Source organism: Paenibacillus sp. FSL R5-0912 (assembly GCF_000758605.1).
GTDB lineage: Bacteria > Bacillota > Bacilli > Paenibacillales > Paenibacillaceae > Paenibacillus_AQ.
On record NZ_CP009282.1, the window covers coordinates 2,848,689 to 2,871,302 of the forward strand.

General features: G+C 52.2%; 22 protein-coding genes. 15 read left to right on the forward strand and 7 right to left on the reverse strand.

What is annotated here, in order from left to right; translation table 11 throughout:
* The first annotated feature begins 2 nt into the window (after positions 1-2).
* Positions 3-920, forward strand: coding sequence for a glutamate biosynthesis transcriptional regulator GltC (locus R50912_RS11890; RefSeq protein ID WP_039299738.1), 918 nt, complete (start codon positions 3-5; stop codon positions 918-920).
* A gap of 39 nt (positions 921-959) precedes the next feature.
* Here the strand turns inward: R50912_RS11890 and R50912_RS11895 are convergent, their stop codons facing one another.
* Together R50912_RS11895 and R50912_RS11900 are read right to left on the reverse strand one after the other, a co-directional pair.
* Positions 960-1,637 carry a zinc metallopeptidase gene (locus tag R50912_RS11895; protein WP_442950510.1) on the reverse strand — a complete coding sequence of 226 codons (678 nt, stop codon included), beginning with the start codon at positions 1,635-1,637 and terminating at the stop codon, positions 960-962.
* Positions 1,638-1,671: 34 nt separating this feature from the next.
* Complete coding sequence (locus tag R50912_RS11900; protein ID WP_042135737.1) at positions 1,672-2,103, reverse strand: MerR family transcriptional regulator; 432 nt, start codon at positions 2,101-2,103, stop codon at positions 1,672-1,674.
* Positions 2,104-2,779: 676 nt separating this feature from the next.
* Here R50912_RS11900 and R50912_RS11905 point away from each other — a divergent pair.
* From R50912_RS11905 to R50912_RS11915, 3 genes are read left to right on the forward strand one after another with little or no spacing between them, the layout of a single operon-like run.
* The gene (locus R50912_RS11905; RefSeq protein ID WP_042235041.1) at positions 2,780-4,168 is read left to right on the forward strand and encodes an ammonium transporter; all 1,389 of its coding nucleotides are present in this window, start codon (positions 2,780-2,782) and stop codon (positions 4,166-4,168) included.
* Positions 4,169-4,210: 42 nt separating this feature from the next.
* Positions 4,211-5,284, forward strand: coding sequence for a DUF294 nucleotidyltransferase-like domain-containing protein (locus tag R50912_RS11910; RefSeq protein ID WP_042242170.1), 1,074 nt, complete (start codon positions 4,211-4,213; stop codon positions 5,282-5,284).
* Complete coding sequence (locus R50912_RS11915) at positions 5,281-6,030, forward strand: exonuclease domain-containing protein (RefSeq protein ID WP_042135741.1); 750 nt, start codon at positions 5,281-5,283, stop codon at positions 6,028-6,030. Before R50912_RS11910 ends, R50912_RS11915 begins: the two co-directional genes overlap by 4 nt.
* Here the strand turns inward: R50912_RS11915 and R50912_RS33245 are convergent.
* On the reverse strand, positions 6,016-6,486 hold the full coding sequence (locus tag R50912_RS33245; RefSeq protein ID WP_052416237.1) for a M67 family metallopeptidase: 471 nt from the start codon (positions 6,484-6,486) through the stop codon (positions 6,016-6,018). The genes R50912_RS11915 and R50912_RS33245 overlap by 15 nt on opposite strands.
* Positions 6,487-6,617: 131 nt before the next feature.
* Between R50912_RS33245 and R50912_RS11925 the strand changes: the two genes are divergently transcribed.
* On the forward strand, positions 6,618-7,178 hold the full coding sequence (locus R50912_RS11925; RefSeq protein WP_042235044.1) for a TlpA family protein disulfide reductase: 561 nt from the start codon (positions 6,618-6,620) through the stop codon (positions 7,176-7,178).
* A gap of 95 nt (positions 7,179-7,273) precedes the next feature.
* Here R50912_RS11925 and cimA read toward each other — a convergent pair whose 3' ends face one another.
* Positions 7,274-8,893: a citramalate synthase gene (cimA, locus tag R50912_RS11930; RefSeq protein ID WP_042235045.1), complete on the reverse strand. Its 1,620-nt coding sequence runs from the start codon at positions 8,891-8,893 to the stop codon at positions 7,274-7,276.
* Positions 8,894-9,163: 270 nt separating this feature from the next.
* Here cimA and R50912_RS11935 point away from each other — a divergent pair, with 270 nt between their 5' ends.
* The 3 genes from R50912_RS11935 to R50912_RS11945 all read left to right on the forward strand — a co-directional run bounded on the left by R50912_RS11935 (position 9,164) and on the right by R50912_RS11945 (position 12,489).
* Entirely contained in the window at positions 9,164-10,456 is a 1,293-nt protein-coding gene (locus tag R50912_RS11935; protein WP_042235047.1) for a DNA polymerase IV, read from the forward strand.
* Positions 10,457-10,616: 160 nt separating this feature from the next.
* Complete coding sequence (locus R50912_RS11940; RefSeq protein ID WP_036702186.1) at positions 10,617-10,859, forward strand: ferredoxin; 243 nt, start codon at positions 10,617-10,619, stop codon at positions 10,857-10,859.
* Between the two features lie 190 nt (positions 10,860-11,049).
* Positions 11,050-12,489 (forward strand): L,D-transpeptidase, encoded by a 1,440-nt coding sequence (locus R50912_RS11945; RefSeq protein ID WP_042235050.1) that lies wholly within the window; start codon positions 11,050-11,052, stop codon positions 12,487-12,489.
* On the opposite strand, the gene R50912_RS35570 is transcribed toward R50912_RS11945, so the two are convergent.
* Entirely contained in the window at positions 12,486-12,623 is a 138-nt protein-coding gene (locus tag R50912_RS35570; protein ID WP_167549535.1) for a hypothetical protein, read from the reverse strand. The two genes, R50912_RS11945 and R50912_RS35570, sit on opposite strands and share 4 nt — an antisense overlap.
* A 208-nt stretch (positions 12,624-12,831) precedes the next feature.
* On the opposite strand from R50912_RS35570, the gene R50912_RS11950 reads away from it, so the two are divergent.
* The 6 genes from R50912_RS11950 to R50912_RS11975 all read left to right on the forward strand — a co-directional run bounded on the left by R50912_RS11950 (position 12,832) and on the right by R50912_RS11975 (position 19,129).
* On the forward strand, positions 12,832-13,926 hold the full coding sequence (locus R50912_RS11950; protein ID WP_042235052.1) for a quinone-dependent dihydroorotate dehydrogenase: 1,095 nt from the start codon (positions 12,832-12,834) through the stop codon (positions 13,924-13,926).
* 27 nt (positions 13,927-13,953) lie between these two features.
* Positions 13,954-14,766 (forward strand): GTP diphosphokinase, encoded by an 813-nt coding sequence (locus tag R50912_RS11955; protein ID WP_039299775.1) that lies wholly within the window; start codon positions 13,954-13,956, stop codon positions 14,764-14,766.
* Positions 14,732-15,214, forward strand: a complete 483-nt coding sequence (locus tag R50912_RS11960; RefSeq protein WP_331281912.1) for a DUF309 domain-containing protein — start codon at positions 14,732-14,734, stop codon at positions 15,212-15,214. The genes R50912_RS11955 and R50912_RS11960 overlap by 35 nt, the downstream gene beginning before the upstream one ends.
* A gap of 95 nt (positions 15,215-15,309) precedes the next feature.
* Positions 15,310-16,875, forward strand: coding sequence for an RsmB/NOP family class I SAM-dependent RNA methyltransferase (locus R50912_RS11965; protein ID WP_042235056.1), 1,566 nt, complete (start codon positions 15,310-15,312; stop codon positions 16,873-16,875).
* A gap of 3 nt (positions 16,876-16,878) precedes the next feature.
* On the forward strand, positions 16,879-17,643 hold the full coding sequence (locus tag R50912_RS11970) for a pseudouridine synthase (protein ID WP_042235058.1): 765 nt from the start codon (positions 16,879-16,881) through the stop codon (positions 17,641-17,643).
* A 682-nt stretch (positions 17,644-18,325) separates the two neighbouring features.
* Positions 18,326-19,129: a Cof-type HAD-IIB family hydrolase gene (locus R50912_RS11975; RefSeq protein ID WP_042235060.1), complete on the forward strand. Its 804-nt coding sequence runs from the start codon at positions 18,326-18,328 to the stop codon at positions 19,127-19,129.
* 543 nt (positions 19,130-19,672) lie between these two features.
* On the opposite strand, the gene R50912_RS35575 is transcribed toward R50912_RS11975, so the two are convergent.
* Positions 19,673-19,762, reverse strand: coding sequence for a sporulation protein YjcZ (locus R50912_RS35575; RefSeq protein ID WP_197073075.1), 90 nt, complete (start codon positions 19,760-19,762; stop codon positions 19,673-19,675).
* Between the two features lie 115 nt (positions 19,763-19,877).
* A complete protein-coding gene (locus R50912_RS11985) occupies positions 19,878-21,284 on the reverse strand; it encodes an RsmF rRNA methyltransferase first C-terminal domain-containing protein (protein WP_042235064.1) in 1,407 nt (468 codons plus the stop codon).
* 190 nt (positions 21,285-21,474) lie between these two features.
* On the opposite strand from R50912_RS11985, the gene R50912_RS11990 reads away from it, so the two are divergent.
* A complete protein-coding gene (locus R50912_RS11990) occupies positions 21,475-22,611 on the forward strand; it encodes a glycosyltransferase family 4 protein (protein WP_042135763.1) in 1,137 nt (378 codons plus the stop codon).
* Positions 22,612-22,614: the final 3 nt, after the last annotated feature.

A 22,614-nucleotide genomic window follows, 5' to 3' on the forward strand; every position in this document is an offset into this window, starting at 1 on the left:
ACGTGGAGCTTAGACAGCTGCAGTATTTTCTAAAGGTTGCCCAAAAAGAACATGTCACCAGAGCGGCGGAAGAACTGCATGTCGCACAATCTGCAGTAAGCCGCCAGATCCATCAGCTTGAGCAGGAGCTTGGTGTAGATCTGTTCATGCAGAAAGGGAGGAACCTGCAGCTTACTCCTGTCGGACAGCTCTTTTGCAAAAGAGTAGAGTCGCTCCTAAATGAACTGGACCGTTCGGTGGCGGAGGTTCATGAATTCCTTGATCCGGAGCGCGGGGAGATCCGCATCGGCTTCCCGCATAGCCTCGGGACCCATCTCATTCCTTCCATTGTTGCGGAATTCCGCCGTCATTATCCGCATGTTAAATTCCGCTTTAAGCAGGGGGCCTATCCGTCGTTAATTAAGGATGTGATTTCGGGTGAGGTGGACCTGGCCTTCATTTCTCCATTTCCGGAGAATGACGGGCATGTGGCCGGCGATATTGTAATGACTGAAGAGCTGTTCGCCATTCTGCCACAGAATCATCCGCTGGCCGGAGAGGAAGTGATTCGGCTTGAACAGCTGCGGGAAGAGAAATTCGTCTTATTCAGCCAAGGCTACTCGCTGCGGCCGATTGTATGGCAGGCTTGTCTGCAGGCGGGGTTCAAGCCGCAGATTGCTTTTGAAGGCGGGGAGACAGATACGATCCGCGGTCTGGTAGCTGCCGGGATGGGAGTAAGTCTGCTTCCGGAGATGGCGTTCTACCAGACCAATCCAATGCAGCCGGCTCAGGTCCGGGTCGTCGAACCCTCAGTTACAAGAACGGTGGGGCTGATTCACAGGGCGGACGGTAAGCTTCCGCTGGTGGCCCGTTCATTCCGTACCTTCCTGCTAACTTATTTCAAAGACAGACAGCAAAACAATACCCCGGTCGGCTCATAGCCTACCGGGGTATTGTTTGTGATTAACTAAGGCTAACTTTTAGTCGCGGTTGCCCAGGAACATGAGGATCAGTCGGATAAGCTCGAGCAGCGAGACTAATGCTGCTGCCACGTATGTGAGAGCTGCGGCATTCAGGACCTTGGCGACACCGCGTTCTTCTTCATTGCGGATGAATCCTTGCTGTACCATGATCTCGCGTGCACGGCTACTGGCATTGAACTCAACAGGCAGCGTGACAAGCTGGAAAGCTACTGCGGCCGAGAAGAAAATGATCCCCAGACCAATAAGATTCAACGAGCTGAAGATAAAACCGGCCAGTAACATAAAGGGTGCAACACCTGATGCGAAGTTAACGACCGGGAACATCCGGTGGCGGAGCGTAAGCATCGGATAATGTTCCTTATGCTGAATCGCATGGCCAATCTCGTGACAGGCGACGGAAACCGCTGCAATGGAGCTTTCATAATATACTGGCTCTGACAGCCGGACAACACGGTTGATCGGGTCGTAGTGGTCGGAGAGGGTACCCCGTACCGGTTCAATGGGTACATCGTACAGTCCGTTTGCATCAAGCATACGGCGTGCGGCCTCATATCCGGTCAATCCATTCAGGTTGGGCACCTGGGCCCATTTCTTGAAATTACCCTTAACCCTGAACTGGGCCCAGACAGAGAAGATAAAAGCGATAATTAATAATAGATACATTAGGGGCATCATTATGTCTCATTCCTCCACTTTAAGTTACAAGCTGTTACATTGGCGGCCCCTGCGTCAGCAGAAGCCGGATCGCTTCCATGCAGGCAACGCCTTGCGGAATTAATGCTGCTAATGCCCGGTTGGCCTGTCCGGGCTTCAAACCGCTGATCACCGGTTCAAGAGCCTTGACTTCGCGCTCAAGCTGCTGCATCTGAATCTCAAGCTGAACCAGTTTGCCCGAGACCTCGGCTTCCGGTGTAGCTGCGTTCCATTTGCCCATCAGGGATTTGATTTCTTCCAATGTATATTTCTCCTGCTTTAGCTGATTAATACGTTGTAAATTGATCAAGGTTTCATGACTGTACAGCCGGTAGTTCTTCATGCTTCTTGATTCGGGTGTAATAAGTCCAAGCTTCGTATAATAATCAATGGTACGTTCACTGGTGCCGGCCGCCTTGGCCAGCTCACCAATCCGGTAAAGGGTCATATCTCCAAGTCATCTCACCTCGCTCGAAGCGGCAGGCTGTAATACAGCGATGTGCTCTGCTTCAATTATTATTCCTATCATTTATGATACCAAATCGCAAACTATACAGTCAAACGTCACACTTACTTAAAGTATATGCAGTGATTTCTTAAAGATTCGCTGTTGTTTTATATGAGGAGATACCTTCTTTGCAGAGCGCAGAGCAAAATGTTCAGAATAGTAGGGACTCAGATTGAGAAGTGTAAGTAATATATAACATAACATGTGATGTATTTACTTAAGAACCCTGAACATCATAGATATTCTTATGAGCTGCTTAGGAAAAGTAGTTAAACTTATTTTATATTGAAGCTAAACAAGGTTGATGTCAGGAAAAATTCGGCGTGAAAAGGTATGTTTACTAACAGACATTAATAAAAATACATAATGAATAATCTTGAATACTGCACAAAGTGTATACGCTTGCATCCTTGTCAAGTATAGGAGCTGGCGGTTTCTGCGGAATATCTGCAATCTTGCGGGAGAATTGTCATATGGTGAATAAATCGAGAGCTTCCAATAATAAATTAATACATTCAAAAAAATAGTCTTGTCAATTTCCCTGACTTCTGATTATAATGACATTAAGAGTTTCACGCTTTGTTAGAAAATATAACATTGGGGAGTGGGGTAAAGTATGAAAAAAAAGATGTTGATGATGTTCCTGGCCATGGTTACACTGATGATCTATCCGGTCAGCGCATTTGCTGCTGAGGGTCCGGCAACACCGGATCTGCAAATTGGACTTGACACTGCATTTACGTTCCTGGCATTTATCCTTGTGTTCTTTATGCAAGCTGGTTTCGCAATGCTTGAAGCCGGTTCGGTCCGGATGAAGAATGCAGGTCACGTTGCCGGCAAGACGGTACTGACACTGGCCATTGCAAGCTTGTGTTTCTGGGCTCTGGGCTTTGGTCTTGGCTTCGGTAACGGCAATAGCTTCTTCGGTACTACAGGCTTCTTCTACGGTGGAGATACAACAGGTTCTTCGTTTGAATCCCTGGCATTCTCTGATGTAACCCTAAATGTTAAATTCCTGTTCCAAATGGCTTTCGCAGCAGTATCCTTGGCGATTGTATCTGGTGGTATGGCAGAACGTGCTAAGCTAAGCGTATACATCATTTTCGGAATTCTCTTCTCGGTAGTGATCTATCCGGTTGTGGCTCACTGGGTATGGGGCGGCGGCTGGTTGGCTGAGCTGGGCATGCAGGACTATGCAGGTTCCACGGTGGTCCATCTTACAGGTGCAACTGCAGCTGTTGTGGCAACAATCCTCCTTAAACCCCGTCTGGGCAAGTTCAATAAAGAAGGTAAACCGGTTATCATTCCTGGTCACAACCAGGTATTCACAGTACTCGGCGTTATCATTCTCTGGTTCGGCTGGTTTGGCTTCAACCCGGGTAGTGCATTGTCCCCTATGGGCGGATTCTTCGGCCACGTGGCACTGACAACGAACCTGGCTGCTGCGGCAGGCGGTCTGGCGGCACTGATTGCTTCCTGGCTGTACTTCGGCAAGTCGGATATTCCGGCAATGCTGAACGGTGTTCTTGCTGCACTTGTTGCTATCACTGGTGCCTGCGCATTTGTAGAGCCTTGGGCGGCTATTCTTATCGGATTTGTGGCTGGAGCATTCACCTTCATGACTTCACAGTGGCTGGAACGTGCAGGTCTTGACGATCCGATCTACGCCTTCTCTGTTCACGGTATTGCAGGGGTTTGGGGAGCCATTTCTACAGGCTTGTTCGCAACACCTGAGCTTGTTGAAACTGTTGGTGTCGGTAAAGCCGGTTTGTTCTACGGCGGAGGTGCACATCAGCTGGGAGTACAGGCGCTTGGTGTGATCGGTACCTTTGCTTTCGTAGCGGTGATGTCCTTCATTATCCTCTACGTAATGAAAATGGTTATCGGACTTCGTGTAACGGAAGAAGAAGAATTGATGGGTCTGGATATCAGTGAGCATGGTACTTACGGTTATCCTGAACAAATGAAACTGATCACAGAATCGGAATCCAAACCCTTGAAATAATTATATCTTCTACTCAATAGGGAGGCGGACCGAGTGGCTTCGATGGAGACAGCAGACTGGAACGAAGATGAAAGATACATGTCCATCGTAACGGCCGGTTCGCCGCAGGAGCTTAAGGCCAGGCGTACCGCTTGTCAAAAAGTACTTCTGGAGCAATTAAACGTTATTCCGGCCCAGGAATGGATGTGCCGGGTGAATGCAATGCATGATCAGATTGCAAAAACAGCGGTACACATATGTGAGGCGCAGATGAAGGAGGCGGGCTATGGCCTGCCTCCCTGCGCCTATTCCTTTATTGTATTCGGCAGTGCAGGCAGACAGGAAGCTACGCTGTGGAGTGATCAGGATAATGGTTTGATTGTAGAAGGTGAGCTGGATGGGCTCAAGAAAAGCTATTTCGAAGCCTTCGGCGCCATGTTGTCCGATGTGCTTGAAACTGCAGGTTACGAGAAATGCGGCGGCAAGGTGATGTGCTCCGAGCCTTTGTGGCGTAAAACGCTGTCTGAATGGGAGCATCAGCTGGAGGGCTGGATGGAGCAGCTGGAATGGGAGCCTGTCCGTTACCTGATCATAGCTTCTGATATGCGCCATGTGGCCGGCAGCGTAGAATTGTCCGCGAAGTGGAAGGAAGCTTTTCATGCCGGTTTTGCGGACAATCACAAGCTGACGATGGCTGTGCTGCGAAATACCGTTCGCCATAAGGCAACACTTAATCTGCTGGGACAGGTACTCACGGAGCGGTTTGGCGATCATGCAGGCGGTTTTGATGTCAAATACGGACTTTATATCCCGCTTGTCAATATTGTCAGACATTTGTCGCTGCTGCACGGGATAGAGGATTCTTCGACGCTGAAGAGGCTTGAGCATTTGGCTGAACTGGACAAATACCAGCATCTTGAAGAGATCCGGAGGGCATTTCTGACGGCCTTGAAGATGCGTGTGAATACGCCTTATACGGTGGAGGATGGCTTGCTTGCAAGCAGTGATTACTATGCCGAGAGTGATTTGAAGAATAAGCAGCTCAGAAGTGAGCTGCGGGAAAGTCTGCTGCTGGTCAGGCGTCTGCACAAGGCCCTGCAGCGACAGCTCCGGTCCGCGGAAAGGAGACAGCCATGAAGGAGCCGAACAAAGGCGGAGGGTTCTGGAACAACCTGAGACAAGGCGGAATGCCATCCGCCATCGCTTCCATGAGAGGCGGAGAATCGGCCCAGCAAACCGCACAGCAGATGGCTTTTATCCGTTCTCTTATGCGCGAAAAACGGCGTCCGGAAGTGCTGCACACTCCGCTCTCTGAGCTGGAGACCGTTATATTTGATCTTGAGACTACCGGCTTCTCCCATCAGGGAGGGGATGAGATTATGTCCTTCGGGGCGATCCGTGTGGTAGGGGAAGAGATTAAGGAAGACGAATGTTTCTATACGCTGGTGAATTGCGGGACGGCTATTCCTGATAATATTACCAGGCTGACCGGGATTTCAGAAGAAATGACATCCAGTGCCCCGTCTTTGATGGATGGACTGCACAATTTCATGTCCTTTGTCGGCCAGAGAGTGCTGGTAGCGCATGGAAGTGCACATGATAAATCTTTTCTGAACGCCGCCTTATGGAAAACCTCCAAGGTGCAGCTGACCCACCGGGTACTGGATACGATGATGCTGGCCCGCTGGCTGGAGCCGCACCGCAGTAATTACACGCTGGATGAGCTGCTGGCCATTCACGAGATCCCGATTGAAGGCCGTCATCATGCGCTTGAAGATGCCAAAATGACGGCGAAATTATGGGTAGCGTATCTCCGGCAGATTTCCCAAAAGAACCAGGTGGAGACACTGGGCGATCTGTACGCTTATCTAAGCAGGACTTAAGGGCACATGCTGTAGGGCAGGTGTCTGTGCAGAGCCGCTATTGTCCGTACGCTGTATTAGGAACCCGTTCAACAGCGGAGTACCGGTATGGCGGGTTCCCGGAGAGCCGATCAGGTATATCTTGAATTCAGGCCCCAGCGAAGACAAACCATTTAGATCGGCAAGAGAAGGCCAGGGCGCAGCATGCGGATGGGAGTGGAAAAATCCGACAGGTGCGGGTTCACGGTATACGGCTCTGATCCACTCTCCGGGATCAGGTACAAAAGAATGCAGCGGGTCAGGCGCTACGTTGCGTATCGGCACATAGCTGTCGATACACATGCCACCCGCTGCGGCAGCTCCCAGCAGGATTCCGCAGGCTTCCTGCGGATAACAGGACAGCAGATGCTTCCCCAGCATATGCTGTACGGAAGAGCTCAGTCGGATGGACTGGGGGATTCCCTGGCTAGCTGTCATATCTTCACCCCTCTCTCTTCATGGGATTTCGTCTTTGACGGAATCCTCTTTTTTATTGTAAATAACGTTTGAAACTGCAGCAGGTGGGGGTACAATAGAGGAAAAACCTCTAAGCAAAGGAACTGACTCCTATGAAAGCAGTCCATAAACGGAATTTGACTGTTCTGGCCCTGATTGTTTTTCTGGCCGTTCTTGCCATAGAGCATAGAAGCAAGGCTGAACCGAAAGCGGTCGCGGTCCTTCAGCAGCAGGCGGAGCCGGAGACTGGTGCTTCCGCAGGCTTGAGAGCCCCTTCATTCATGCTGCAGGAAGGCGACAAACGGTATGAAGTCGGGGGAGCCAGGGAGAAAGCGGTAATGCTGAATTTCTGGGCCTCCTGGTGTGATCCTTGCCAGCAGGAAGCTCCGGAGCTGAACAGGCTGGCAATGAAATACAGCGACGTGCTGGATATTTACGGCATCAATGTTACCAGCCAGGATTATAAACCCAACGCAGAACGGTTCGTCAAAAAGTACATGCTGGCTTTTCCGGTGATGTATGATCTGAAAGGCCAGATTTTCGATAAATATAATGGAGCCGTATTCCCGACTAATGTACTAATTGACAAGAATGGTGTCATTAGCGAGATCATTCTGGGTGTCCTGACCGCTGAGGAATTGGAGCAGAAGATTATCGCCTTAACCGGCTCCTAACGAGGCCGGCAGCAAGGTGCTGCAAAGCCCCCCGGTGCGGATGTACTTCCGCACCGGAGGGCTTTTGCTTTTGAACAACCTATGGATAAAGGCAGTTAGTGATTGACTAAGCCTCTCGGTTCACTGCTGGCCTGGGTGTCCTGATCCAGCGAAATCTGTCCGAGCAGGGCATAGCGCATAGAATCGACCAGTGCCTCCCAGCTCGCTTCAATCACGTTGCTGGATACGCCTACTGTGCTCCAGGTGTCTCCGTAGTCTTTGGATTCAATGAGTACGCGAACCTTCGCTGCGGTCTGGTCCTGCTCGTCAAGCACCCGGACCTTATAGTCGGAGAGGTGCATATCCTTAAGCTGCGGGAAATACGTCTGCAGCGCCTTGCGCAGCGCGTTATCCAGTGCATTGACCGGACCATTGCCTTCTGCCGCAGTGTACAGGCTCTCGCCGCCGACCTTCAGTTTGACGAAGGCTTCAGAGACGACGGGGCGGCCGGCAGTTTTCTCTACCAGCATCTTGAACGACTCAAAGGTGAACAGCTCGTTCATCTCTCCGGTAGCTTCCCGGAGCAGCAGTTCAAGCGAGGCATCCGCCCCTTCGAACTGATATCCCTGATGCTCCAGGTCCTTGATCTTATCAATAACCTTGCGGGCCTGTTCGCTGCTTGGATCGAGACTGAGCCCCATCTCCTGGGCTTTGGACAGCACATTGCTCTGTCCTGCGAGTTCAGAGACAAGCACACGCTGTTTGTTGCCGACCAGCTCGGGAGCGATATGCTCATAGGTGCGCGAATCGCGCAGAATGGCCGAGACATGAATGCCGCCCTTATGGGCAAAAGCCGCGGTTCCGACATAAGGCTGGTTTACCGGCATGTTCACGTTGGCGACTTCGCTGATGAACCGGGCGGTGTTGGTTAATTGGGGTAACGAATCTCCCGGGATACAGTGATACCCCATCTTCAGCTGCAGGGTTGGAATGATGGAGCACAGATTGGCGTTGCCGCAGCGCTCGCCGTAGCCGTTGATGGTTCCCTGTACCTGACGTACACCCGCACCGATTGCGCTTAAAGTGTTAGCTACCGCAAGCTCGCAATCGTTGTGTGTATGAATGCCCAGAGCAGCACCCGGAAGCTGGATGCCCATGCCGGAGACAATCTCCTGAATTTCATGCGGCAGGGTTCCGCCGTTAGTATCGCACATTACAAGCCAGTCGGCTCCGGCTTCGCGGGCACAGGCGAGTACGGCAGCAGCATATTCGGGGTTGTTCTTATACCCGTCGAAGAAATGCTCCGCATCGAAAATGACCTCCAGACCCTGGCGTTTCAGGTAGGAGATGGAGTCGCCGATCATGGCCAGGTTCTCTTCAAGGGTAGTCTGCAGCGCAGTATGAACGTGGAAGTCCCAGGACTTCCCGACCAGGGTCGCTGCCGGAACGCCGGCATCAATCATTCTTTGCAGCCCGTCGTCGTGCTCCGCTACCGAATTCTTGCGCCGGGTACTGCCGAATGCTGTGATTTTGGCATTCAGATGGAGCTCCTGGACTCTTTTGAAAAATTCGATGTCTTTGTTGTTGCTTCCAGGATTGCCGCCTTCAATATAATGGACACCCAGATCGTCGAGTTTCCTGGCAATCTTCAGCTTGTCATCCGCCGACAGACTGATCCCTTCGCCTTGAGTGCCGTCGCGCAGGGTAGTATCGAAGATGGAGATAGACTTAGACATGAGTGTCCTCCTAAAAGTGTTGTTTAGCATAACTTCCTTGAAACCGCTTCGTGCAAAACTGGCCTCGGAAGCATTAGCTTAAGTTGTAGTTGTAGTTAGCATACACATATATGAAATTAATTTTTATATTATAGCATTTTTACGCGGGAAAGTAACAAAGAACTTTTCATTTAATCGTCACAAGAGGCTCTTCTGCAAGTTGACCTCCCGCAAGGTGAAGAGGTATGCTGGAAATAACAATGGAACCCTGAAGATAAGAAGGTAGATACCATGCAGAATGTGGATCAATATTATCCGGCAAGCGGCAGGGTTATTCTCCATGTGGATATGAATGCCTTTTACTGCTCGGTGCATGAGGCGGAGGATCCGGAGCAATATAAAGGTAAAGCGACGGCCGTTGCCGGCAGCGTGGAGTCCAGACGGGGAATCATCGTCACTTGCTCGTACGCCGCACGCAGACTTGGCATCTCAACGGGGATGCAGGTTCAGAAGGCGCTGCGTATCTGTCCATCCTTAATCCTTATTAAGCCGGACTTTCATTTATACCGCAAGTACTCGAATGCATTTATGCAAATTGCTTACAGCTATACTCCGCTGCTTGAAGCGGTATCGATAGACGAATGTTATCTGGATATTACCGGTTCGCGCCAATTCGGGACCCCTCCGCAGATTGCCGAGACGCTGCAGCGGCGTATTATGGAAGAGCTGGGTCTACCCTGCTCCATCGGGATTGCCCCCAATAAGCTGCTGGCGAAGATTGCCTCTGATCTCAAAAAGCCGAATGGCATATCCGTGCTGCGGCTGCGCGATGTGCCGTCCATTCTATGGAACAAACCCTGCAACGAGATGTTCGGAATCGGCAGCAAGACGGCCGAGAAGCTGAAGAAGCTGGGTATTTACAGCATTGGACAGCTGGCGGCGGCGGATGAGGCGATGCTGGTCGGACATTTTGGCGTGATGGGCTCGTGGCTGAAGCGGGCCGGCAACGGGATCGATCACGGGGTAGTGAACCCTGAGCGGGAGCAGAGCAAGTCCATCGGGCATACGACTACGCTGCCGCGGGATGTAGTGGGGCTTGCGGAGGCGCGTCCAATCCTGCTGAATCTCAGCGATCAGGTGGCTCGGCGGCTGCGGAAGCAGGGTCTGGTCGCTGCGGGAGTGCAGCTTACGATCCGTACACCGGATATGAAGACGATTACCCGTTCGCGCCAGCTGGAGGCACCTACAGAGAGCGCTGAAGATATCTATAAGGCTGCCCTGGACCAGTTCGCGCGCCACTGGAAGGGCGATAAGCCGGTGAGGCTGCTGGGTGTGACCCTTCAGGGGCTGACGCTCAAGGAGGATTCCGCGATTCAGCTTGACTTGTTCGATTACGAACGGCAGCCGAAGAAGGAATCGCTGAATAAGGCGATGGATATGCTGCGCAACAAGTTCGGCGAGAATGCGGTGCTGACGGCAGGCATGCTCACTGACAGCCACTCTGCGCGGCTGCGCAATCACAAGGAGCGGGGAACCTCACTGCAGAAGGACAATCTTAGCGGCGCGGACCGGGATACCGACTGAGATATCGGCCCGGAATTGCAGCCTGGATGTGGCCGTTTAATAGGGCAATACTGTAAACACATTGAAAATTCATTGAAATTGTATCCTATTTATATTAATATGAGAAAAATAACAGACTGCTACTGCAGGCTGTATTGTTTAAGCGGGAGGCAGAGATAAAATGGCTAAGTACACTTGGGTCGAAAAAGATACATGCATCGCTTGTGGTGCTTGTGGCGCGACGGCCCCTGATATTTTTGATTACGATGACGAAGGTTTGGCAGAAGTGATCTACGAGAATGACGGTAACCACGGGAATGTAGTGATTCCGGACGACTTGTTCGATGACCTGCAGGATTCAGCGGATGGATGCCCTACAGACTCCATCAAGATCGCGGATGCGCCGTTCAACAAAGAAGGCTAAGTCCGGACTTCCATTCATCAGTACCTAATGTAAGGATCGGATATAGGGTGAACCTTATATTTGATCCTTACATTAACATAAAGGCATCTCCTGACCGTGATAAATGCGGCTTGAGATGTCTTTTTTTAATGTCCTGACCGATATAAAATATAAAGAAACTAAGATTGAATCATAGATCCCGGAGGCCAATGTGAAAAATTCGCAGCATCTTAAAGCATATGTGCAGATGCATCCTGATAACAAGATGGCATGGTACTTGCTCGGTAAGGAATACTATAAGAACGGTCAGCAGGGAAAAGCCAATTACTGCTTCAACCAGGCCGGCGAAGTGTATGAAGCTTTTGAGCACAGCAAGGTGCCGGCGGATATGCTGAAGCAATATGAGGATGGGCTGCTGCAATCCGCCCGGGAGCGCCAGGCAGGCAGACTGCGGAAACGCCGTGTGCTGCTGGCCTTCATGCTGCTGCTGCTGTTGCTGATCCCGGCTGGAGTGGCACCGGGGGTAAGCCAGGAAAGCTCTGAAGCACCGGACGGGGAGAATGCGGCTGTTGCCCTGGCTGAGCTGCCGGCAATAGATGATGAAGAGACTCCGGAAGTTCAGCCAAGCCTGTCCTTCACCGCTGTCGGGGCAGACGCCGTCTCCCGCGGACAGGGACTGGCGGGTATCCTGCTGAAGGCACAAACGCCTTCCGCCACGGCGATGCTAAGCATGGAGCAGGCGGGCAAGTGGCTGGTGTGGAAGAAGAAGCTTCCGCTGGCGGCTACGCTTGCCAAGAGTGGGGACGGACGCGTAGTGTACCAGTCCTATAATCCGGTTGTCTGTGACTGCCAGCCGCCTGATCCGGCGGAAATCAAGAAGCAGGCGGGGCTGTGGCAGGAGAAGCAGGAGGAGCTTGCTGTGCTCTGGAGTGCCATGCGGGCCTATAAGACGACCGAGGGGGCCCTTCCAGGTTCACTGCAGGAGCTGGTGAAGCCTTTTCCGGCCAATTGGCTGGGCGGCACGACACCGCTGATGAAGGAACAGTTCGGTCCGCTCCGCGGGGCAGCAGCGGGACTTACTGCAGCGCCAAGCCCTTCTCCGCAGCCTACCGTAACACCGGCCGCCGGTTCACCGGGGCAAGGTCAGACAAGCGGGGGCAGTCCTGAGGCGGGCAGCGGAACCGGCGGGGCAGGAACCCCCTTTTTTACAGAACCGCTCATGATTATTGTTGATAAACAAAAACACCGTCTGGCAGTAACCAGCGGCAATATTATACTGCGGAACTATGCAGTCGGATTAGGCGGGAAGAAGACGCCTGAGGGTAGCTTTGTGATCCGGGATAAAGTGGTCAACCCCAATGGACATGATAACGGTGAATTCGGCAGCCGGGGCATGCAGCTCTCGGACAGTAATTATGCAATACACGGTACGAATGAACCGGAAAGCATCGGGAAGGATGAATCACTGGGCTGTATCCGGATGAGCCGGAAGGATGTGGAGGAGCTGTTCGCGATGGTGCCGATGGGCACGAAAGTGCAGATTAGTAAAGGGGTCCTGCCTGAGGAGCTAGTCGCGCCGGAGGACCGGTTCCCTTCGGATGCGCCCCCAAATCAGACCAACCCCCATAAGGTCTACCATTGGTTGAATTAGTTCCCTGCTACGATAAACAAAACGACAATGAGAAGGACCAGCAGTACCAGACTTGCACTGATCCATAGGATTGCCTTGCGGTTAACTTCTTCTTTCTTCTGCTGCAGTGTAGGAGGTTTGCGTTTAGTTGACATATTGTCATCCTTCTTTCTCTCTTTATCTGTGATTACCCTTACATTGTAATGCGTTTACAAGAAAATTACTATACTTTGAGGGACAGGTTGGAACAATCGCTGCGGCAAAAAACTTTTCTTTTCACCCGGAAACGGATAAAATTAAGAAGAAACCTATAGATACGGGAGTCGCCCTGCGATTTGTGGTTCCCTTGAAGGAGCGAGAACGGTGCTGTATCGACATTTTGGTAAACCAATTTTCTTTAAAATGGACCCGGAGAAGGCGCACCATCTCGTCATAGGCGGACTAAATAAAGCGAATTTAGTTCCCGGCGGGAGTGCGGCGATGCGCCTCATGTATGGTGTTCCTGAGACTGCTGATCTGGCAGTGGATCTGTTTGGCGTGCATTTCCCGACACCGGTAGGCTTAGCTGCAGGACTGGATAAGAATGCTGAAGCGGTAGGAGGCTTCTCTTCAATCGGCTTCGGATTTATGGAAGTAGGCACTGTGACGCCGCTGGGCCAGCCGGGCAATGACAGCCCGCGGTTATTCCGTCTATTGCCCGACAAGGCGCTGATTAACCGGATGGGCTTCAACAATGAAGGCGCAGCGGCCATGGCTGAGCGTCTGAAGGGGATGAAGAAGCGCAGGATTCCGGTTGCGGTCAATATCGGGCGCAACAAGTCCACCCCGAATGAATTGGCGCATGAGGATTACCGCCAGTGTATCCGTACGCTATATCCGTACGGTGATTTTTTTGTGGTCAATATCAGCTCGCCAAATACGCCGGATCTCCGGAGTCTACAGCATGGCAGTGAGCTCTCGAACCTGCTGAGCCAGGTGAAGGAGGAAATGGAGCTGCAGCGGGTGAAGACTGGAGAAGCCAAAGGGCTGCTGGTGAAGATCGCTCCTGATGTCAGCGACGGCGAGCTGGAATATATGGTACATACAATCACAGAGGCTGGAATGGACGGCGTGATTGCCACCAATACAACACTTGTCCGTGAAGGTCTGAAGAGTGACAAAGCCGGTGAAACGGGAGGACTCAGCGGCCAGCCGCTGCGCGACCGCTCCACAGAGATTATCCGCAGAATCTACAGCCAGACCGGCGGCAAGCTGCCGATTATCGGCTCGGGCGGGATTTTTACAGCCCAGGATGCTTATGACAAAATCCGGGCAGGCGCAAGCCTGGTCGAAATTTATACAGCACTCATCTATGAAGGGCCGGAGGTTAACCGCAAAGTGCATGCCGGATTACGGCAGCTGCTGCGGCGGGACGGTTTCCGGGGGCTCCTAGAAGCGGTGGGCGCTGATCATCACTGAAGGATGAATGGACAGGAGGACAAGGCGATGGACGTCAGGGACTGGGGAACTTTTCTACTTCCATATGAACAGACTGTGGAGGAATTGAAGGTTAAATTTAAGACAATGCGTTCGGAACTCAAGAAAAGAGAAGAATATACACCGATTGAGTTCGTAACCGGACGTGTAAAACGGCTGTCGAGCATACTTGAAAAGGCTAAGCGGTTGAACGTGAAAATGGAGGATCTGGAAACGGGCATAGAGGATATCGCCGGCATTCGCATTATGTGCCAATTCGTCGAGGATATCCGCAGAGTGGCGGAGTACATCCGCGCCCGCAAGGACCTTGAAGTGTTATATGAGAAGGATTACATCACTAATTACAAGGAGAGCGGATACCGCAGCTTCCATATGATTATCAGATACCCGGTACAGACTGCGCTCGGGCAAAAGATTGTACTGGCCGAAATTCAGATCCGCACGCTGGCGATGAACTTCTGGGCGACCATTGAGCATTCGCTGAATTATAAATACCGGGAGAGCCTGCCGGATGAAATGCGCGTCCGCCTGAAGACTGCAGCGGAAGCGGCGTCGATCCTGGACAGTGAGATGTCCAGTATCCGTGAGGAGATTCTGGAAGCCCAGAAGACCTTCGAGGAGAACTCGAATACGACGACCCAGCTGCTCAAAGCCATCCATCAGCTGTATTTCTATCACCTCGTGAACGAAGCGATTGAGTGCCAAGAGAGGTTCAATGCCATCTGGCAGGTGCAGGATATGGATGCTATGCGTGAGCTGCTGGATCATGTACGGGAGCTGCTCTCGAATGCCAAGAAGGGCAGCCAGCCGGATGGCCTATGAGCCGCTGTACCTGGAGTATCTGATCTATTTCAACCGGGACAGGGATTACTTCGAATGTCATGAGGTACTTGAGGAGCTATGGCTGGAACAGCAGCGCGACCCGCTCTACAAAGCATTGTTGCAGGTAGCGGTCGGACTGTATCATTTCCGTAACGCCAATGTGCGCGGCGGACGGATCATGCTGAGGCAGTCCTATGAAGTACTGCGTGGATATCCGGCGGTAACCCTCGGGATTGATCTGGCGAAGCTGGTTCAGGAAGTGGGAGATTATGCCGCCCGGCTTGAAGCTTATGTAGAGCAGCCGTTTCCCTATTATGATCTGACGATCTGTATTATTGACCCTGTGCTGGAAGAAGCGGCGCGAATGACTGCGCAGTCTCTTGAGCCGCAGGTTCCCCAGCGCCGCGGGCCGCAGCGGCCGGATAGACCCAGGCATAGAGCGGATTGAATATAGCAAAGCATAGAGCAGATTGAATATAGCAAGGCAACATTAGGAGCACCCGCAGGGGTGTTCCTTGATTATTTGAGCAGGAGGACGGCATCATGGCGGCACAACTGCCCGGGCTTTTCATGGAGCGCATGAAAGAATTGCTGGGAACTGAGTACGATCAATTTGTGGATACATATAAGCAGTCTCCCTACGGAGGAATCCGCGTAAATACGCTGAAAATTACTGTGGACGAGCTGCGCGGACGATCCCCTTTCGGGCTAGAGCCTATTCCCTGGTGCCCTACCGGTTTCTATACCGGAGAGGGAGCCAGACCCGGCAAACACCCGTATTATCATGCCGGGTTATATTATATCCAGGAGCCCAGTGCCATGGCGCCCGTCGAATTGCTTGGCGTTCAGCCGGGTGACCGGGTACTGGATCTGTGTGCTGCGCCCGGCGGCAAATCCACGCAGATTGCCGCCAAGCTACAAGGCGAAGGTCTGCTGATTACCAACGACCTTCATCCGGAACGGACGAAGGCACTTGCCAAGAATCTGGAGCTGTATGGAGTGCGTAACGGAATTGTACTGAATGAGAGCCCGGAGCGGATTGCAGCCGCATTCCCCGGGTTCTTTGACCGGATACTGATTGACGCGCCTTGCTCCGGTGAAGGCATGTTCCGCAAGGACGAGGATATGGTCAAGCAGTGGGAACCGGAAACTCCGGCCAAATATGCCGGTATGCAGCGGGATATCCTTGCGGCGGCAGCGGCAGCGCTGAAGCCGGGCGGAACGGTCGTGTACTCGACATGTACCTTCGCCTTGGAGGAGAATGAAGAGATGATTGATGACTTCTTATCCGGTCATCCGCAGTTCTCGCTGGTACCGGTGGGCGGCAGCGGTTCTTTTGCTGCCGGATTAGGTCCATTGCCGGGTGCCGCGCGGCTGTGGCCGCATAAGGTCATGGGCGAAGGACACTTCATGGCTGTTCTGCGGCATGACGGAAGTCCTGATATAGCCGGAGAGGCAGGTATAGAGGCAAGAGCAGACCTCATAGAAGCAAGGGCGGACTTCAAAGAGGCGACCGTATCCGTATCTCCGCGTAACCGGGATAACAGGTCTGCTTCCCCTGTCAAAGCTTCGGCAGGTAAAGCTGAGAACGGGCGCGGAGGTAAGGGCGGACGGGGGCCTGGCAAAACTGGAGCTGCTGCCGGACGGCAGCTTCAGGGAACCGGGGAAGAAGCATCGCTTGCGGTATATGCTGATTTTATTCAGGAGCTGCTTGGGACGATGCCCGCCGGATATCCGGTATGGTTCGGAGATCACTTGTATCTCTCGCCGTTGCCGCGTAAAGCGCTGGACGGACTGAAGACGATCCGACCGGGCTGGTATGTCGGACATATGAAGAGCGGCCGATTTATTCCCGGGCATCCGCTGGCAACAGCCTTGCATCCTGCGGAGAGCAGCCGAAGTGTGTCGCTGTCCAGTGCAAGCGGTGAAGCTGTCTCCTACCTGAAGGGAGAGACCTTGTCGATTCCGCAGGAACGTCTGTCCATTAAGGCCGGTCATGCCTCCAAAGGTTACACGCTCGTCTGTATTGACGGCTTCAGCGCAGGCTGGGGCAAATGGCAGGACGGTATGCTGAAGAACGAATATCCCGCAGGCTGGAGGTGGACATAGATTATGAGTGGAGCAGGAAATACGAATAAGAAGCAGCGGATCGATAAAATATTGTCCCATATGGGTATTGGCTCACGCAGCGATATCCGCAAGCAGGCGAAGCAGGGGATGATTACGGTGAATGGCGCTGTCGTCAAAGACAGCGGATTTCATGTAGACCCCGGGCAGGACATGATCGAGGTTGGCGGTGAGCCGGTTCTTTACCGTGAATACATCTATCTGATGATGAATAAACCGCCAGGCGTCCTGTCCGCGACTGAGGACAAACGTGACCGTACCGTTCTGGATCTGCTTAAAGCTGAGCATGCGCTGTTCGAGCCGTTCCCGGTGGGACGGCTGGATAAGGATACTGTGGGCCTCTTGCTGCTTACGAACGACGGCAAGCTGGCTCATGAGCTGCTGTCCCCGCGTAAGCATGTACCCAAAACCTACGAAGCTACGGTCGAAGGTGAGGTCGATGCGGCGGATGTGGCCGCTTTTGCAGCCGGGGTGGAGCTGGAGGATGGGTATGTGACGCTGCCAGCAAGCCTAAGGATTCTGAGCAGAGAAAGAGGCAGCAAGGTGCTGTCGTATATCTCGCTCACGATCACGGAGGGCAAATTCCATCAGGTGAAGCGGATGTTCGTGGCGGTCGGGAAGAAGGTCGTTTTCCTGAAGCGCGTATCGATGGGTGAGCTGAAGCTGGATGAGAGCCTGCCGCTCGGCGCCTGCCGGGAACTGACTGCTGAAGACCTGGAGCTTCTGCGCCGGGGCGGAGCGGAGGAATAAGCTAGCGGATATAAGTGATGGAGCAGCATATCCAGCAAATGAAGAGCAGACCTGGCAGATTGCCAGATCCTAAAGGGTGCAAGGCTAATACAACTTCGGCGGACCGCCGGGGCTTGCATGTAATAAAGGTGAAACGACTGTACGCCGGACCGTAGCGGATGTTAGCTAGCTAGTACAACTTCAGAACTGAAAAAGCGAGTGTATTCAACAATGCTGCTTTTGATATGCTTCGTCCAAATGGAAATTCAGTGATAGTTGTATAATGTACAATTAAAAACAGCGAAAAGGGATGCTTACGTCTTATAACTGTATTCTGTACAACTAAATCTGCCCAAATGGGTGACAACCAAGGTACAATGGCCCTTTAATTGTACGAAATAGTGGAGGTGCGTGCTAGCGTTAAGGTCTGTTAGCACGAAAATACATTCTTGTTGGAGAAATACAGGCGTTGCCTTGTAAGGACAGGAACAGTCACGTGGAATGAGTACAGGAGTTTTAAACTTACGTATGGCTCACTTACAGTACCTCCGAGACTCACGCACTATTCAGCCGATTTTGGGCAGCTGTGCGGGTGAAGGATTTACACAACCTTTGATATAAACGGAATCTTAGTTGATGGGGGTTAGGTAAGCTTTTGAGACAGAGTGAGGTATATTATACAGAGAAATAAGGATGGTGGAGTATGAAATACAAGCTGATAGCACTTGATGTGGATGGAACGCTGCTGAACGATGATCATCACTTAAGTGACGAGAATAAAGCGGCCATTGCCGAGGTTACCCGCCAGGGCGGCCAGATCGTATTGTGTACAGGGCGCAGCCCGCAGAATTCGATTCCGTTCATGGAAGAGATGGACTTGTCGGGGTATGTGCTGGGGCATAACGGAGCAGTGACGGTGAGTGTGAAGGACCGCAAAGTACTGCACCAGTATGGAATGGACGCTAGGGGACTCGATCCGTATATCGCGTATTGCCGCGAACATGATATCCATTTCGATGTTAACACTGCATTCGATATGTATGTCGATAATGTCGAGAACTTGACCAAAGAAGCCAACTTCATGTACGAGCATTTCCGCATAATGCCTGCATCTCTGCCTGCTTGGGAGGATTTCCGCGAACCGATTGTGAAATTCACCGTGTTCACGCAGTCTGATATTCTGGATGAAGCACAGCGTGAATGGGCTACCTGGGGAGAACAGTACAATATTCTGCGCAGCGGAGAGTTCTTCGTGGACTTCATGCACCCGGAAGCCTCCAAAGGCAATGCCCTGAAGAACCTGGCCGCAGAGCTGGGCATTCCCCAGGAGCAGGTCCTGTCGATCGGCAATTATTATAATGATATTTCTATGCTGACGTATGCCGGCCTGGGTGTTGCTATGGACAACTCACCGCTTGAGGTCAAAGCAGCAGCAGATGCGGTTACCGGAACGAATAATGACAATGGTGTACGCGATGCGCTGGTGAAATACTGCCTGTCTTCTTGACTTCTGTCTTGGTAAAATTCTGGTTCTCCGGTAAATGCTCCGCTTAGATATTCTTTGAGTTACTCGGCGTAGGCGTTTTGTTGCGCGGTAGAATGATTGGCCCGGCGGTGTGCTAAGTAGAAAAACGTCATCTAATTATGCGGAAATCTGCAGTTACAGGGCAGCAGTTGGAAAAAAGACACTTAATTTCACTCCCTCTGTAGAAAATCGGGAATCTGGGCGAAATTAGTGACGGAAATCCACTTATTATTGGCAAAGCAGCAGAGACAGAATGATTAAGTGTTGAAAATCCAACTATTCCCACAGCCCGGGCTGCTTCACAGCATTCAGGATCAGTGAAGCTTGCAGAAGACGAAGACTTACATAAAGCATGGTTCAGTGCCTTGGGGGCTCTGTGCTGTGCTTTTTTTGTGGAGTTCCGTTCGGATAATAAGAAAAAAGTATATAAAAAGCGCAAATAAAAAACGCAAAAAAGCAGCCTTGCCGCTCCTGAAAGGAACGGCCGGGCCGCTTGTGTCTATACGCTATGCTGCTAAAGCGGAATTAGACAAACAACGAACGGGAAATGATAACGAGCAATATGAAGAGCACCAAAATCGCACCGGTCGATGTGAAGCCTGGAACTGCACCCATGTCTGATTCCTCCCTTGACTCATGTCTGTTCCCATTGCCGCGTTAGTAGTTCAGCGGAGCTCCATGGGATAATGACATCATATGCGTGAGGAGGCTTCCTGAACTGGTCAGCAGCCTAAACCTCATCAACATGGGCTTTCAGAATCCGCAGGCCCTTGGGCAGGTGATTCTTCAGCTGGCCGGAGCTGGCTTTGCCCCAGCCTACAGACAAGCCATCCACGCTGACCAGCGTCCAGCCATGCAGGCTGGCCGGAACGGGCAGACTCTCCCCGCGCAGCCAGGCCTGAATTTCCGGCCCGGCGGATGGCATATCATAGCTCCGCGCCGCCTGATCCGGTCTCAGCGCCATGGCCAGAGCGTGGGCGGGTTCAATCCGGTTTTTCTTCAAGTGGGCAATATGCAGTCCGGCACGCGGAACCTTAAGGCCGTCGAGCAGGCCGGTGTGCAGCCGGTCATTGAATGCTTCGGGCAGCAGATACAGGGAATCACCGAAGAGAAGCGGTACGCCGCTCCCGGCAAACCCGGGCAGTTCTACCGACGACCAGCTCATAAACTGCTGATAGGCATCCCGGAGCGAGGCGTTTACTTTCGGACTGTTCTTGCCGCGGTCTCCGCGTTTGCTGCGGCCTTGGCGCTGTGAGGCTTCGGTATCTTGCTCTACAACTGCCTTGCGAAGCAGGGCTACGAAATGCCCTTCGCCTTTTTCCAAATGAGGCCACAGCCGTTTCGTAACGATCAGCTCCATATCGGGATAGCTCTGTATGAAGTGTTCGATCGTCTCTTCGTTTTCTTTGCGGTTAAAGGTGCAGGTCGAGTAAGCCATACTGCCGCCCGGCTTCAGCATGAGGTAGGCATCCTGCAATATATCCCACTGTCTGGCAACACACATCTCCACATGCTTCGGTGACCATTCGCTTACGGCAGCAGGATCTTTGCGGAACATTCCTTCACCCGAGCAAGGCGCATCAAGCATAATCCGGTCAAAGACTTCAGGGAACCGCTTGGAGAGTTCCCCCGGGGTTGCCGAGGTGACAAGCACGCTCCCTATCCCAAGCCGCTCTACATTTTCTGCGAGTATTTTGGCCCGCTCCGGATGTATTTCATTGGATATCAGCAAGCCTTGTTCCTGCATCAGCGCGGCAATATGGGTGGTTTTGCCGCCGGGAGCGGCAGCAAGATCGAGCACAGTCTCCCCGGGAAGAGGTCCAAGCAGCTCAGCTGCGGACATTGCCGAGGGCTCCTGAATATAATATAGTCCGGCGGTATGATAAGGATGTCTCCCCGGCCGTGCAGGCTCTTCATAATAAAATCCTGCCGGACACCAAGGTACCGGCGACAGACTAAATTGGGATATTGCTTGCTCCGCTGCGGCGCGGCCCGGATCTGAAATGCTTTTTAAACCATTGAACCGCAGACCTTGAGTCCGCCGTGCCTGATAGCTCTCCAGAAAAGCGTCTGCCGTATCCCCCAGCATCTCTCTAATGTCAGCGGTGTAAGCGGCAGGCAGCCGTTCTTCATTCATACTTCATTCTCCTCTAGTCAAAATCCAAGATAAGTAAAGCTGTCATCTTAGTTGCTGTTTCAGGTAGATACCGATAAAATCAAAGTATGGACTTTAGCGTACCTGTAATTGTACTTCTACATATACACAACTATATCATAATTGCCGGGTCTCACCGTAATCAGGGCAATTGTAAAGGGAGATGTACCTTATGAACTTGCTGCAAGCGCTATTCTTCCCGCCGGAGCAGCCCGGTGGTGTATCTTCTATGATCCCTTATCTGCAGGAACGCTTCCGTTCCAGCCGCTGGGAGATGGATTTGTTCTGGCTGCCCAAACGGATCCGGGGCAAGGGACGCGAAGAAATTGTTTTTGAAACCTTTGACTGGACGCAATATGGCGAAAGTCCGGTTGTGCAAAAATATATCCAAACCTACCGCGATTATATTTGGTGGACGAAGCTGCGGATGAGCAAAAGCTATGATCTGATCCATGCCCATCACCCGATTGCCGGGCTGGCGATGAAAAGAATATATCCGGAAATTCCTTTAATTCAAACGCTGCACTCCAGCTATGAGCGCGAGCTGATTCTGAACGGAGCCATCCAGGAGGGCGGCCTGGAGCATCAGTTTCTGGTCTCGATTTACCGGGAGCTGGAGCATGTCAGCGACAGGCTGATGACGGTTTCGCGCGCTTTTGCCGAATATTTAACTCCTTATATAGATCAGCCCGGCAGCATCGGCGTCATTCCGAACGGATTCGACGAGAAGAGATTCAAGCCTGTGCCCCATGACAATGATATTCCGCAGCTGGTCACTGTTACCCGTCTGGTACCGGCCAAAGGAATAGATACACTGTTCAAGGCTTGTGCCGAGCTCAAAAAGCGGGGCCATGAATATGTGCTGCATATTATCGGGGATGGACCGAGCCGGGCGGAGCTGGAGCAGCTGGCGCAGGATCTGGGAATTTATAATGAAACGATCTTTTACGGCTATACGCTGCATCCGGAGGAATTCATGCCGTTCTTTGATATTTTTGTCCTCCCTTCGCGGGCGGAAGCGTTCGGGTCAGTCTTTGCGGAAGCTGCACTCAGCTGCCTCGCACTTGTCGGGACGAATGTCGGCGGGATTCCCGAGCAGATTGAAGATGGCGTCAACGGGCTGCTGGTGAATCCGGATGATGAGCTGGGACTGGCGGATGCCCTTGAGAAAGTGATCAGTGATCCCGGCTACCGTTATGAGCTGTCCCGTTCGGCCTGGGATAAGGCCAAGAGCCTCTATTCCCTGACCCGGGTAGCCAATGAACTGAAGAAGACATACCTGCAGTATCAGCCGGGAATGAAGGGGTGAGGG

Bases quoted from the DNA above. Each gene is read 5' to 3' on its own strand.
- R50912_RS11895 (WP_442950510.1), bottom strand. From the start codon at position 1,637: ATGATGCCCCTAATGTATCTATTATTAATTATCGCTTTTATCTTCTCT.
- R50912_RS11900 (WP_042135737.1), bottom strand. From the start codon at position 2,103: ATGACCCTTTACCGGATTGGTGAGCTGGCCAAGGCGGCCGGCACCAGT.
- R50912_RS11905 (WP_042235041.1), top strand. From the start codon at position 2,780: ATGAAAAAAAAGATGTTGATGATGTTCCTGGCCATGGTTACACTGATG.
- R50912_RS11910 (WP_042242170.1), top strand. From the start codon at position 4,211: ATGGAGACAGCAGACTGGAACGAAGATGAAAGATACATGTCCATCGTA.
- R50912_RS11915 (WP_042135741.1), top strand. From the start codon at position 5,281: ATGAAGGAGCCGAACAAAGGCGGAGGGTTCTGGAACAACCTGAGACAA.
- R50912_RS33245 (WP_052416237.1), bottom strand. From the start codon at position 6,486: ATGACAGCTAGCCAGGGAATCCCCCAGTCCATCCGACTGAGCTCTTCC.
- R50912_RS11925 (WP_042235044.1), top strand. From the start codon at position 6,618: ATGAAAGCAGTCCATAAACGGAATTTGACTGTTCTGGCCCTGATTGTT.
- cimA (WP_042235045.1), bottom strand. From the start codon at position 8,893: ATGTCTAAGTCTATCTCCATCTTCGATACTACCCTGCGCGACGGCACT.
- R50912_RS11935 (WP_042235047.1), top strand. From the start codon at position 9,164: ATGCAGAATGTGGATCAATATTATCCGGCAAGCGGCAGGGTTATTCTC.
- R50912_RS11940 (WP_036702186.1), top strand. From the start codon at position 10,617: ATGGCTAAGTACACTTGGGTCGAAAAAGATACATGCATCGCTTGTGGT.
- R50912_RS35570 (WP_167549535.1), bottom strand. From the start codon at position 12,623: ATGTCAACTAAACGCAAACCTCCTACACTGCAGCAGAAGAAAGAAGAA.
- R50912_RS11955 (WP_039299775.1), top strand. From the start codon at position 13,954: ATGGACGTCAGGGACTGGGGAACTTTTCTACTTCCATATGAACAGACT.
- R50912_RS11960 (WP_331281912.1), top strand. From the start codon at position 14,732: ATGCCAAGAAGGGCAGCCAGCCGGATGGCCTATGAGCCGCTGTACCTG.
- R50912_RS11965 (WP_042235056.1), top strand. From the start codon at position 15,310: ATGGCGGCACAACTGCCCGGGCTTTTCATGGAGCGCATGAAAGAATTG.
- R50912_RS11970 (WP_042235058.1), top strand. From the start codon at position 16,879: ATGAGTGGAGCAGGAAATACGAATAAGAAGCAGCGGATCGATAAAATA.
- R50912_RS11975 (WP_042235060.1), top strand. From the start codon at position 18,326: ATGAAATACAAGCTGATAGCACTTGATGTGGATGGAACGCTGCTGAAC.
- R50912_RS35575 (WP_197073075.1), bottom strand. From the start codon at position 19,762: ATGGGTGCAGTTCCAGGCTTCACATCGACCGGTGCGATTTTGGTGCTC.
- R50912_RS11985 (WP_042235064.1), bottom strand. From the start codon at position 21,284: ATGAATGAAGAACGGCTGCCTGCCGCTTACACCGCTGACATTAGAGAG.
- R50912_RS11990 (WP_042135763.1), top strand. From the start codon at position 21,475: ATGAACTTGCTGCAAGCGCTATTCTTCCCGCCGGAGCAGCCCGGTGGT.